The 12,792-nt window shown below is 44.5% G+C and carries 13 protein-coding genes and 1 rRNA gene; 9 read left to right on the top strand and 5 right to left on the bottom strand.

The window, feature by feature from the left end; all coding sequences use genetic code 11:
- On the bottom strand, window positions 1-951 hold the full coding sequence (gene fmt / locus ACYX4N_RS01470; RefSeq protein ID WP_476055374.1) for a methionyl-tRNA formyltransferase: 951 nt from the start codon (window positions 949-951) through the stop codon (window positions 1-3).
- Between the two features lie 8 nt (window positions 952-959).
- The gene (def, locus tag ACYX4N_RS01465; RefSeq protein WP_014977863.1) at window positions 960-1,469 is read right to left on the bottom strand and encodes a peptide deformylase; all 510 of its coding nucleotides are present in this window, start codon (window positions 1,467-1,469) and stop codon (window positions 960-962) included.
- A 216-nt stretch (window positions 1,470-1,685) separates the two neighbouring features.
- On the opposite strand from def, the gene ACYX4N_RS01460 reads away from it, so the two are divergent.
- The 7 genes from ACYX4N_RS01460 to ACYX4N_RS01430 all read left to right on the top strand — a co-directional run bounded on the left by ACYX4N_RS01460 (window position 1,686) and on the right by ACYX4N_RS01430 (window position 7,508).
- Entirely contained in the window at window positions 1,686-2,759 is a 1,074-nt protein-coding gene (locus ACYX4N_RS01460; protein ID WP_476055373.1) for a LysM peptidoglycan-binding domain-containing protein, read from the top strand.
- 38 nt (window positions 2,760-2,797) lie between these two features.
- Window positions 2,798-3,907: a DNA-processing protein DprA gene (gene dprA, locus ACYX4N_RS01455; RefSeq protein WP_476055372.1), complete on the top strand. Its 1,110-nt coding sequence runs from the start codon at window positions 2,798-2,800 to the stop codon at window positions 3,905-3,907.
- Window position 3,908: 1 nt separating this feature from the next.
- The gene (locus ACYX4N_RS01450; protein WP_014947732.1) at window positions 3,909-4,385 is read left to right on the top strand and encodes a DUF494 family protein; all 477 of its coding nucleotides are present in this window, start codon (window positions 3,909-3,911) and stop codon (window positions 4,383-4,385) included.
- 85 nt (window positions 4,386-4,470) lie between these two features.
- Window positions 4,471-5,013, top strand: coding sequence for a DNA topoisomerase family protein (locus ACYX4N_RS01445; RefSeq protein WP_474856773.1), 543 nt, complete (start codon window positions 4,471-4,473; stop codon window positions 5,011-5,013).
- A gap of 45 nt (window positions 5,014-5,058) precedes the next feature.
- Entirely contained in the window at window positions 5,059-5,664 is a 606-nt protein-coding gene (tsaC, locus tag ACYX4N_RS01440; RefSeq protein ID WP_476055371.1) for an L-threonylcarbamoyladenylate synthase type 1 TsaC, read from the top strand.
- Window positions 5,661-6,593: an oxygen-dependent coproporphyrinogen oxidase gene (gene hemF, locus ACYX4N_RS01435; protein WP_476055370.1), complete on the top strand. Its 933-nt coding sequence runs from the start codon at window positions 5,661-5,663 to the stop codon at window positions 6,591-6,593. Before tsaC ends, hemF begins: the two co-directional genes overlap by 4 nt.
- A gap of 234 nt (window positions 6,594-6,827) precedes the next feature.
- Window positions 6,828-7,508, top strand: coding sequence for an OmpW/AlkL family protein (locus tag ACYX4N_RS01430; protein WP_476055369.1), 681 nt, complete (start codon window positions 6,828-6,830; stop codon window positions 7,506-7,508).
- A gap of 124 nt (window positions 7,509-7,632) precedes the next feature.
- Here the strand turns inward: ACYX4N_RS01430 and ACYX4N_RS01425 are convergent, their stop codons facing one another.
- On the bottom strand, window positions 7,633-8,064 hold the full coding sequence (locus ACYX4N_RS01425; RefSeq protein ID WP_474856776.1) for a group II truncated hemoglobin: 432 nt from the start codon (window positions 8,062-8,064) through the stop codon (window positions 7,633-7,635).
- On the opposite strand from ACYX4N_RS01425, the gene aroE reads away from it, so the two are divergent.
- Entirely contained in the window at window positions 8,063-8,902 is an 840-nt protein-coding gene (gene aroE / locus ACYX4N_RS01420; RefSeq protein ID WP_476055368.1) for a shikimate dehydrogenase, read from the top strand. The genes ACYX4N_RS01425 and aroE overlap by 2 nt on opposite strands.
- Here aroE and ACYX4N_RS01415 read toward each other — a convergent pair.
- Both ACYX4N_RS01415 and ACYX4N_RS01410 read right to left on the bottom strand, forming a co-directional pair.
- Complete coding sequence (locus tag ACYX4N_RS01415) at window positions 8,899-9,441, bottom strand: gamma carbonic anhydrase family protein (protein WP_118490975.1); 543 nt, start codon at window positions 9,439-9,441, stop codon at window positions 8,899-8,901. The genes aroE and ACYX4N_RS01415 overlap by 4 nt on opposite strands.
- 26 nt (window positions 9,442-9,467) lie before the next feature.
- Complete coding sequence (locus tag ACYX4N_RS01410) at window positions 9,468-10,286, bottom strand: glycosyltransferase family 2 protein (protein WP_476055367.1); 819 nt, start codon at window positions 10,284-10,286, stop codon at window positions 9,468-9,470.
- A 737-nt stretch (window positions 10,287-11,023) separates the two neighbouring features.
- On the opposite strand from ACYX4N_RS01410, the gene ACYX4N_RS01405 reads away from it, so the two are divergent.
- Window positions 11,024-12,556 (top strand): 16S ribosomal RNA (locus ACYX4N_RS01405).
- Window positions 12,557-12,792: the final 236 nt, after the last annotated feature.

Here is a 12,792-nt window from a genome sequence, read left to right as displayed (position 1 = left end):
TTAGTCCGTTTGTGTCAGACAACGACCCACTTCAAACCACGTTTGGCGAGCATTGATGACGTCTGACGCTGGTAGCGCCTTTTTACCTGGAATTTGAAGTGATGTGATGCAAAGTGCATCGCGCCCTGTTGCTATGGTTATGCCTTCTTTATTAGCACTGATTATAGTACCTGGCTTAACCTCTTTATCTAGTGTTACAACGGTAGCTGACCACACCTTCACATTCTGATCTTCTACCTTCATCCACGCTACCGGCCAAGGGTTGAAGGCGCGAATATTTCGTTCTATTTGCTCGGCATCGTCTGCCCAATTGATAAGCGCTTCTTCTTTAGAAAGCTTTTTCGCATAGGTAGCCAAAGAATCATCTTGTTTGGTGGGCGTATAGTTTTCAAAGTTATCGACGACTTCAGCTAACGCTTGTGGCCCTAGTTCTGCAAGCTTTTCATACAAAGTGGCGCTGGTGTCTTCAGGTGTAATAGGTAATGTGGCTATGTGAAGCATATCGCCGGTATCTAAACCTTCATCCATTTGCATTATAGTTACGCCGGTTTCTGCGTCACCCGCCCATATAGCGCGCTGAATTGGAGCTGCGCCACGCCACTTTGGCAAAATAGAACCGTGGACATTAATACAACCTAGTCTAGGTGCATTAAGCACAGCAGTAGGCAATATTAGGCCATAAGCAACCACCACCATTAAATCGGCATTTAGCAAGGCTAACTCTTCTTGTGCGTCTGGCGCTTTTAACGACTGAGGCTGATACACAGGAATGGCATTTTCTTCAGCGAGCACTTTAACTGGACTGGCTGTGAGTTTCTTACCTCGTCCGGCGGGCCTATCAGGCTGAGTGTAGACAGCAATAACCTCGTGCTCACTCTCTAGCAACGCCAATAGGTGTTTAGCTGCAAAATCCGGAGTACCGGCAAAAATCACTTTTAATGGAGTTGTCACGTTATTCCCTAGGCTTTTGCGGCAAGACGCGCTTCTTTCTCAAGCTTCTTACGGATACGTTGGCGCTTAAGTGGCGATAGATAATCGATAAAAAGCTTCCCTTTTAAATGGTCGAGCTCGTGCTGAATACAAATCGCTAACAAACCTTCTGCATCCAACTCAAAGCTTTCGCCATTTTGATCTAGCGCTTTTACTGTAATTGCTTCGGCGCGCTCAACTTTGGCGTAATTACCCGGCACTGATAAACAGCCTTCTTCGCTAATCGTGGAGCCATCTTTACGAATGATTTCAGGGTTGATAAATACGCGAGGCTCGTTTTGATCTTCCGATACGTCCATTACAACAACTTGAACGTGGCGATTAACTTGCGTCGCTGCAAGGCCAATACCGTTCTCGTCTTTCATGGTTTCGAACATGTCCGATACCAACTGTTTGATTTCGTCGTTAACCTCTTCTACGGGTTTAGCTACCGTGCGAAGACGTTCATCAGGAAAACTTAATACGTCTAAAATTGCCATTTCTCGCTTACTTCACCTTTTCGCTGTATAAATTCATATACGATCTAATTGCCAGCACGCTTTACAGTGCTTATTAAGTTACTATTCTAACGTATATCGGGTGGTTTCGTGCAGTTTTTTGCCTAAACCCTATAAGAATACGTACTTCTGCCGATATAGTGCTATTGTCTGAAAAATCAACAATAAATGACAGTGAATAATTTGCAGGTGGTCAATTTGAAAAAGCGATTAACATACGCGCGTCGTGCAGCAATATTTATTCTTGGAGTGCTTTTGTCTTTGCCTGCGTTCGCGCTTCAATTAAAAGACACTGCGCCTGAAACCTATACGGTGAAGCGTGGCGACACCCTATGGGAAATTGCGAGTATTTTTCTAAACGAGCCTTGGCTATGGCCAGAGCTATGGCGAACGAATACGCAAATAGATAACCCTCATCTTATCTATCCCGGTGATGTCATCGTTGTAGGTTACATTGATGGTAAGCCTGTCTTAAGCGTAAAACGCGACAAGCTAGCCTACAACCTGTCTCCGTCCACCGATAAGCGAATAAAGCCAAAACCTGTTGACGTCCTGTCTTGGACTACTATATCTCCTTTTGTTAGACAGCATATGTTGCTAGACGAAGACGACTATTCAGCCTTACCTAGACTCCTAGGTAACCAAGACGGAAATGTAAGGTTTGCTTCAGATGACTTTGTGCTTAGCCAGCAACAATTCAGTACTGACGATCAGTACAGAGTGATTAGAAAGCACGCTACTATCAAAAACCTAGATGGAGAAACGCTGGGCATTCAGGTCACTCATATATCTAATGCTTCGTTGGTAGAGAAAGACCAGGCAGACGATACCATGCTGCTGTTTATTGATGACGCCAATCAAGAAGCAAAACGTGGTGACAAATTGATGGCCGGTGGCTTTACTCATCCAGAAGGTTTCGAGCTTACGCCTGCTACCTCACAACGAGGAGCAGTCGTGGGTGATTTGCATGATCACGACTTACTTGGCAAATATGACGTTGTCATTGTTGACCTTGGTGCAATGGATGTAGCACCAGGCACAGTATTGGGGCTGTATGCTCAAGGCCCAGCCATTATTGATGAAGATAGCCCGCGTTACGTGGATGAACCCGGTGCTAAAAACGGTGGTGAGTGGTTTATCGATACGGTAGCACAACCCGCGCTCAAAGTAGGTGAAGTGATTGTTTTTAAAACATTCGATGCGGCAAGCTATGGATTAATAACACGAGCGAATAGAGGAATTAAGCGCGGCTTTATTGTCGCTAAGCCTTAGACGCTATAGGTTTCATTGTCGCTTTCAAAGGAGCGACAATGAAACAGCATACTTCTCAATCAAACAGCGAGCTATTTGCATGGATAGCACTAGCATCGGCTCAGGGCATCTCCCCTAAAATCTGGCTACAGTCCCTTGAACACTATCAACTATCTCCTGCTGATTTAGTCGGTAATGCATCATCGCTTCCCGACGATGTAAAACAGCTCGTAAATCAAATATCAAAGCCCCTTATTGATGCTGCCTTCTCATGGCAACAATCGGCTGATAATAGACACATTATTTCTTATTCGTCTTCATACTACCCCCAATGGTTAAAGCAACTGGATAGTCCACCCCTAGTACTATTTGCCACGGGTGATAGTACTTTGCTGCGAAGCCCACAAATTGCCATTGTGGGCAGCAGAAGGGCTAGCATACAGGGTAAGCGTATCGCCAGTGAATTTGCATTAGGGTTGTCTAATAACGGGGTTGCAATAACAAGTGGCCTTGCTATGGGCATTGATAGTGCCGCGCATCAAGGCGCTTTGTCAGGAAATACAGGAACAGTCGCAGTGATGGGCACGGGGCCTGAAAAGGTCTACCCCGCTAAAAATCACAAGCTCTACGAGGAAATAAATAATGACAAGGGCGTTACCGTCACAGAGTTTTTTCCAGGGCAGGGGCCTAAACCCTGGCACTTTCCCCGCAGAAACCGAATTATCGCTGCGTTATCACTTGGAACCTTGGTGGTAGAGGCAAAAATTAAGAGTGGCACCTTGATAACTGCGAATTTGGCCGCAGATATGGGGCGAGAAGTATTCGCTGTGCCTGGTAGTATCTTTCACGCGTACTCAGAAGGCTGCCATTGGTTAATCCAACAGGGCGCCAAATTAGTAATTAATATTAACGATATTCTTGATGAAATTGGTTTTCAGCCTGAGCAATTGGGCTTGGATGTAAACGAGCAAAACGAAAAAAGTGCAGCGAATAGCTTGGCAACCGATAAATTATTAGCTAGTGTGGATTATGACATCACCGCTATTGATGTTATAGCCCAGCGTAATGCCTTATCAGTATCGCAAGCAATGGCATCATTATTAGAATATGAGTTGCGTGGTTTAGTAGCCGCTGTCCCTGGTGGTTACGTTAAATTGAGGGGAAAATAATATGTTCGATATCCTCATGTATCTGTTTGAAAACTTCATTCACAGTGAAACGGAAATTCGTGTTGATCAAGACGAGTTAACGGAAGAGCTTGTGCGCGCAGGTTTCCATCACGATGAGATTTATAAAGCCCTCGCATGGTTAGAAAAGCTAGCGGCTTTGCAGGAAACGGATATAAAACCGTATTTTTGTAAAGGGATTAGCACCAGCTTAAGCCGCATTTACACCCACGAAGAACAGATGCGTTTAGATGTGGAATGTCGTGGTTTTCTTATGTTCTTAGAACAGGTCAATGTACTAGATGCGTCTACACGTGAAATGGTGATAGACCGGGTTATGGAAATCGATTCCAATGAATTCTGTTTAGAAGACCTGAAGTGGGTTGTGCTAATGGTACTATTCAACGTACCTGGCAAAGAGAAAGCCTACGCTCAAATGGAAGATCTTTTGTTCGAAGAGCCAGATGGCGTGCTGCATTAATGCAGTCATAGTCACTGATATTTGAATCTTTACTTACAAAATGCGCTGTGAAATCGCAGCGCGTTAAGGCCTTAACGTCTAATACATGTCTAAAATAGACCACTCACTTTTTTCAGCACACGAGCATGCTCTTGATGATAACTTCGGAGACTGCCCCGAGTGCGGCAAGCCCCTTCATATAAAGAACAGTAAATCAGGCCCGTTTATTGGGTGCACAGGCTACCCGGAATGTAACTTCAGTAAGCCGCTACACGATAAACAAACTACCATTCTTAAAACCTTAGATGGCATAGCTTGTCCCGAATGTGATTCTGACCTTGCTATAAAAAAAGGGCGATTCGGTATGTTTATTGGCTGTACAAATTTTCCTACGTGCCATCACATAGAGCCTATTAAAGAAAAAGAAGACACCTTGGTAGATTGCCCAAAATGCAAGAAAGGGCACCTGATCTCGCGTACTAACAAATACGGTAAACAGTTTTTTGCGTGCAACCATTATCCACAATGTCGATATGTGCTAAATTTCACGCCGGTAAATGAAAGCTGCCCAGACTGCGGTTGGGGAGTATTGATAGATAAAAAGGGACAGTTACAGTGCCCTCAGCCTACTTGTGGCTTTAAAAAGTAACTATACAAAGAACTACACGAAGAACTATACGTAGAGATCAAAACCATGTCTGATACCCAAAATGGGAACGTGAATACGTTTACACCCGTTGAGGCTAATTCGTCTGAAGTAGACCCTGTTGTTGCCGCTTTTGAAGCGGGAAGTTTAATCGTTTATCCAACCGAAGCGGTAATGGGCATTGGATGTGACCCGGACAACGAAGCAGCGGTAAATGCGTTGTTAGAGATAAAACAGCGACCGGTAGAAAAGGGCGTTATTTTAATAGCTGCTAATTACAGTCAGCTATTGCCCTATGTTAACGACAATGCCATCCAACCTCATCGTCGTACCGATATTTTCTCTAGCTGGCCTGGCCCTAACACTTGGCTATTACCTAAGTCGTCATCGGCGCCTGTTTGGTTAACCGGTAAGCATAGTAAAATAGCAGTGCGCGTAACTAATCATCCAGTAGTAGTAGAGCTGTGCAATAAGTTAGGGAAGCCACTTGTTTCTACAAGTGCTAACCTAACCGGTCAACCGCCAGCCACCACTACTGAAGAGGCAAAAGCCGTATTCGCTGATTCCGTTTTCTACGTTGACGGTGCAGTAGGTGGTGCAACTAAACCCAGTACCATTCGCGATGGTGATACAGCAGAGGTAATAAGAGCATGACATCAGCAGAATTAGTGGACGGTAAAAATGCCGCTGAAGTAATAGAGCAAGTAAAAAGCTATCTACTAGGGCTTCAGGACACCATTTGCCAAACCCTCGAGCTCGCCGACGGAAAAGGTCAGTTTGTCGAGGATAGTTGGCAGCGTGAAGAAGGCGGCGGGGGTCGCTCTCGAGTTTTAAAAAACGGTGCTGTGATTGAGCAAGGCGGCGTTAATTTTTCACACGTGTTTGGCAGCCAAATGCCTGCATCAGCAACGGCAAATCGTCCTGAGCTTGCGGGAAGAAATTTTCAAGCAATGGGCGTGTCACTTGTTATTCACCCCCATAACCCTTATGTCCCAACGTCACACGCTAATGTTCGCTTTTTCATTGCGGAAAAAGAAGGTGAAGCACCTATCTGGTGGTTTGGTGGTGGTTTTGACTTAACGCCGTTTTATCCGTTCAAAGATGACGTTGTGCACTGGCATGATACCTCGAAGAAATTATGTAAGCCGTTTGGCGATGATGTTTATCCTAAGTATAAAAAGTGGTGCGACGACTACTTTTACTTAAAGCATCGCAATGAAACTCGCGGAGTGGGCGGTTTATTCTTTGACGACCTGAATGAATGGGGCTTTGAACAGTCATTTGCGTTTATGCAGGCTGTTGGTAATGGCTTCATCGACGCTTACGTTCCTATTGTTGAACGTCGTAAGCAAACCGATTTCGGCGAAAGAGAGCGTGATTTTCAACTTTATCGCCGAGGTCGCTACGTCGAATTCAATTTAGTATTCGACCGGGGTACCCTGTTTGGATTACAAACCGGAGGGCGCACAGAGTCTATTTTAATGTCGATGCCGCCGTTAGCCCGCTGGGAGTATTGCTATACACCCGCACCGGGTAGCGCTGAAGCTAAGTTAACTGACTGGTTAAAGCCTACTGACTGGTGATCAATTAGTTAACTAAGGCTGCGCTTAAATTCTAAAGCGTACCGTCTATAACAGCACTCATCTTCAATGACTAAAAAACGCCGCATTAACATCAATGCGGCGTTTTTTTGATCTGCATCAAGTCCGAATATCATCTTTGTTTCAGTGAGTTATCAAGCTTGCGCTGGATCAATGTTTCTCTTAACCAAGGGCGTAAAGTAGCGCCATCTTAGTTAAACACAAAAGAGACACATCATGCGCAAACACTTTTTATCTGCATCTGCACTTTGTCTTACACTTGCTGCACTTTCACCTCTAGCTAACGCTCATCAACAGGGCGACTGGATTGTTCGTGGCGGTCTTACTACCGTTGCTCCTGACGAATCGACTTCTAACATCGTAGCGGGTGGAACTGATCTTGGCGTGGCCCTTAATATCGATAACGATACTCAGTTAGGTTTAAATATAGCGTATTTTATTACCGATAATATTAATATTGAGCTGCTTGCCGCAACGCCCTTTAAGCACGACGTTAATTTTTCTGTTGCTGATCCCTTAGGGACGGGTAATCAGCTTGGTGAAGTCACACATCTTCCACCTACGCTTACCGCAAACTACTATTTTAATGATGCCAGCTCTGCATTTCAGCCGTACATTGGTGCAGGTATCAACTATACCTTTATCTTTGATGAAGAGTTTACAGGTGCGAATGAAACAGCTGGCTTAAGCGACCTTTCGCTTGATAATTCATTTGGCTTGTCAGCTCAGGTGGGAATGGATTACCAAATTGATACCAAATGGCACGTCAATGCATCGGTTCGATTCATTGATATAGATACAGAAGCCACCTTTAAAGTGGGAGATGCTGCTGGAAAGGTAAGTGATATTGAAATAGACCCTTGGGTGTATACCTTATCGGTGGGTTACACATTCTAATTATTAGTTTCACGCCTTACTAACTATGAGGCTTTCACAATTGCACTACTTTATGCGCCATAAAGAGCGTAGACAGTAACAGGGGAGTTGCGCGTTAAAAGGTTAATCCTTTCAACGCGCTTTTTTATTTTGTATTCACCATGTGATTGGCGAGTTGATCAAGTGCGTCTATCAACTTTTGAGCTAAAGCGATATCTTCTACCGTTTTAAACATGGCTTTTCGCATACAATACATCCACTGTGCTTTTAACTCTGGTGTTACTGTGTAGGGAAGGTGGCGTGCACGCAAACGGGGGTGTCCAAATTGCTGCTGATAATCATCAGGACCACCCAGCCATAAACTCAAATATAAAAAGAATACATGACGAATTCTGTCTAATGGCTGAGGGTGAATAGCAAGTAGTTCATTTGCTAATGGGTCGGTCTCCATAATGTCGTAAAACGTATTTGCTAATTCCCGTACTTTCTCCTCTCCACCTATACGCTCATATGGTGTACTCTGCGAAGCACGACTATCGCTTTTCTTCTTTATATTAAATAAGTCTCGTATTCCCATGAAAAAATTCGCTGTATTCGGAAATCCTATTGCACAGAGTTTATCACCAACTATTCATCAAATGTTTGCTGATCAAGTTGGAGAAAAGATTTCTTATGAAAAGATACTTGCGCCTGAAGATGGTTTTATTGAAGCTGCTAAAGCGTTTTTAGCTCAAGAAGGTGTTGTAGGTTGCAATGTTACCATGCCTTTTAAGCTTGATGCCTTTAACTTAGCAAAGGTAGATGACCAAGCAGCTAAAGATGCACAAGCTGTTAATACCCTAATGAATAGTGACACTTGTGAACTATTAGGGTTCAACACAGACGGTGTTGGGCTAGTAAACGATTTACTAAATAGCGGCGTGGAGATTAAAGATAAGCGCGTGTTGCTTATCGGTGCCGGCGGTGCAGCCCGGGGTGTGATCACTCCGTTATTAAAAGCGGGCGCTGTTTCGCTAACCATTGCTAACAGAACGAAAGCCAAAGCTGAAAAAGTAGCAAACGCTGCATCGAACCCAAAAGTGCAGGTGGTTGCACTTGAGGACATTGCAACGATAGCACCTCATATTATTATCAATTCAACAGCTGCTAGTCTAAGCAACGAGTTGCCGTGTAGTTTAACTGATGGTGTTTTACAACACTGTGAAGTGGTGTACGACATGGTATATAAAAACTCGCCCACGCGGTTTATGAGAGATGCGGCCGAGCTTGGTGTCAAAACGCAAATAGATGGGTTAGGGATGCTGGTTGAGCAAGCGGCAGAAGCTTTCTATATATGGACACAAAAGCGCCCCGATACTTCAGATATTGTAAAACGTGTCAGGGCTATCGTAGAGCAAGGCGAGAAGCGAAACTAGTTCGCTTCTTCTAGGTACTCATCTTTTAATACCACATAGTTCACGGCAGACTGTTTTAGAAATGCCATTTCAGCGTCGTTGAGCGGTCTTTTCTTTTGCATGGGGTTTCCAACGTAAAGAAATCCGCTCTCTAATCTTTTGTTTGGCGGTACTAATGTACCTGCGCCAATGAACACATCGTCTTCAACAACAACACCATCCATTACAATAGCGCCCATACCGACCAGAATACGATTACCTAATTGGCAGCCATGCAGCATACATTTGTGCCCAACGGTAACGTCGTCACCAATAATAAGTGGAAATCCATCAGGGTTTTTCTCTGATTTACGTGTAACGTGCAAAACACTGCCATCTTGAATATTAGAACGGGCGCCAATACGAATTTTGTTCACGTCACCGCGTGCAGCAACCAATGGCCAAATACTGGCATCATCTTTTAATACTACATCACCGACTATCCTTGCCGAGTCATCAATATAGACATTCTTTCCTAAAGTAGGTGAGACACCTTTGAAACTATCAATTGGTTTATGCATTAGCGCAACTCTTGTTTATTACCGTTTTAGTGTGATGATTCTTCTATTCCTACACGTGCCTTTATTACTTTATTCTTCTTTGTATCTTCACGTATTGCTTTGCTTCTCTGTAGCATTTCTGGCGTAACATATCCACGTTTATGATCAAGGTGTATGCACACAGCGGAATAACGTATGCGTTTAGCTTTTAGGCCATAGTTAACTAATCGATCGCCAAATTCACAATCTTGACCACCATATTGCATAGTTTCCTCAAAACCGTTTACGGCCAGAATGTGCTCTTTGTAACATGAAGCGCTATGTCCATTCCAAGTCGGGCGAGCTGGGCTTATCTTATTTAAAAACTCTGCCCAGGCTCCTCTTGCAGTGAGCTTCATCGTTTTATGCGTCTTTTTTAAACCTTTACTAACTAACCAATCCACATTGAATGCTCGCTGACTTACGATATCCTCACGTGTGATTGCTTTACTTACACTCATGGGTAATTTGAAATACCCACCAGAAAGATAGGTATTTTTCTCTGATAGTCTTAGATGTTGCTCTACAAAGTCGTTTCGAGGAATGCAGTCGCCATCTGTGAAAATTAAGTATTCGCCCTCAGAGGCTACAATGGCTTTATTCAGAATACGGCACTTTTGGAAACCATCGTCTTCTTGCCAAACGTGTTTGATAGGTATATCTGTTTCTTGCTTAAGACGTTGGATAAGTGCTTTAGTGTCTTCACGAGAGCCGTCATCCGCAATAACAATTTCGAAATCATCTGCGGTTTGTTCGAAGAACCCCCATAGTACTTTCTCTAACCACGCGGGTGAATTATAAGTTGTAAAAATGACGCTCGTTTTCATAATGCGTGATAGACCTCTATATAATGTAGTTAAGCAATATTTGGTATTACGTTTCCAAGTCCCGCTAACAGATGCTTATATACTGACAAAATTGAAAGCAAGTATCGGCAGGTTATTGTCCGTAGTTTATCTAAGTGTGGGGAGTAATGACACTGCCGCTGTTAATCATTATGAATCATATGACTGATTAAAAAGGATTATGGCATACGCATGAAGTTATTTTTTTCTAACTTAAAGCTAATATCAGTATCCGAACGGGCATATACCACAGTTCGATAAATACATTCTTATAGTTAGATAGATACCAGTCCTTTAGCTTGAGAGCTTTAAATTGTTCAAATAAAGTTCATGTTGCGGGTAATTTGAGCGTTCAAAGCTAATATGACACTTTTTTTAAAATAAGTGTTGACGTGAGCGCTCATTTCCCTAAAATGCGCATCCGCTTCGGGGGAAAAGCAAAACAGCAACCCTCCTGAAGTAAGTCTCTACTACCTATATAGGCCAGTAAAGACGGGAGTTTAGAAGAAACGCTTCAGAAAATAAATTTTCAAAAAGTGTTGACAACAAAAACTTCCAGCGTATAATGCGCACCTCACTCGAACAGGGTGAGTCACTAAGAAGCAACGGCTTCTAGTGAATTGCGACGAAGTCGCAACGTTCTTTAACAATTTAGACAAGACAATCTGTGTGGGCACTCGTTAAGAGTGTCACAACGACGATTCATATTTCGATATATTTAATTGAAGAGTTTGATCATGGCTCAGATTGAACGCTGGCGGCAGGCCTAACACATGCAAGTCGAACGGTAACAGGAAGTGCTTGCACTTCGCTGACGAGTGGCGGACGGGTGAGTAATGCTTGGGAACTTGCCTTTGCGAGGGGGATAACAGTTGGAAACGACTGCTAATACCGCATAATGTCTACGGACCAAACGGGGCTTCGGCTCCGGCGCAAAGAGAGGCCCAAGTGAGATTAGCTAGTTGGTAAGGTAAAGGCTTACCAAGGCGACGATCTCTAGCTGTTCTGAGAGGAAGATCAGCCACACTGGGACTGAGACACGGCCCAGACTCCTACGGGAGGCAGCAGTGGGGAATATTGCACAATGGGGGAAACCCTGATGCAGCCATGCCGCGTGTGTGAAGAAGGCCTTCGGGTTGTAAAGCACTTTCAGTTGTGAGGAAAAGTTAGTAGTTAATACCTGCTAGCCGTGACGTTAACAACAGAAGAAGCACCGGCTAACTCCGTGCCAGCAGCCGCGGTAATACGGAGGGTGCGAGCGTTAATCGGAATTACTGGGCGTAAAGCGCACGCAGGCGGTTTGTTAAGCTAGATGTGAAAGCCCCGGGCTCAACCTGGGATGGTCATTTAGAACTGGCAGACTAGAGTCTTGGAGAGGGGAGTGGAATTCCAGGTGTAGCGGTGAAATGCGTAGATATCTGGAGGAACATCAGTGGCGAAGGCGACTCCCTGGCCAAAGACTGACGCTCATGTGCGAAAGTGTGGGTAGCGAACAGGATTAGATACCCTGGTAGTCCACACCGTAAACGCTGTCTACTAGCTGTTTGTGACTTTAAGTCGTGAGTAGCGAAGCTAACGCGCTAAGTAGACCGCCTGGGGAGTACGGCCGCAAGGTTAAAACTCAAATGAATTGACGGGGGCCCGCACAAGCGGTGGAGCATGTGGTTTAATTCGATGCAACGCGAAGAACCTTACCTACACTTGACATGCAGAGAACTTTCTAGAGATAGATTGGTGCCTTCGGGAACTCTGACACAGGTGCTGCATGGCTGTCGTCAGCTCGTGTCGTGAGATGTTGGGTTAAGTCCCGCAACGAGCGCAACCCTTGTCCTTAGTTGCCAGCATTAAGTTGGGCACTCTAAGGAGACTGCCGGTGACAAACCGGAGGAAGGTGGGGACGACGTCAAGTCATCATGGCCCTTACGTGTAGGGCTACACACGTGCTACAATGGCATTTACAGAGGGAAGCGAGACAGTGATGTGGAGCGGACCCCTTAAAGAATGTCGTAGTCCGGATTGGAGTCTGCAACTCGACTCCATGAAGTCGGAATCGCTAGTAATCGCAGGTCAGAATACTGCGGTGAATACGTTCCCGGGCCTTGTACACACCGCCCGTCACACCATGGGAGTGGGATGCAAAAGAAGTAGTTAGTCTAACCTTCGGGAGGACGATTACCACTTTGTGTTTCATGACTGGGGTGAAGTCGTAACAAGGTAACCCTAGGGGAACCTGGGGTTGGATCACCTCCTTACCATTACGTCGAAAGACGCACTTGATGCAGTGCCTACACAGATTGTTTTGTTTATTTATAGACTCGCTTCGCGAGTGTCGCGGTAAATTGCTTAACCGGAAGGGGACCTTCCTGACAATTTACTTGCTCGCTAAAGTGGTAGTTGTTTTGACATAGAATGCTAATTAATGATCGCATCATTAATTAGTGTTTTTAGAAACACTAATGTTCTTTAACAATTTGGAAAGCTGATATTA

The sequence above is a fragment of the Alteromonas sp. ABH4_452 genome (assembly GCF_056311825.1).
Note: the sequence above shows the minus strand (reverse complement) of the source record. Positions and strands in the feature narration are given on the sequence as shown.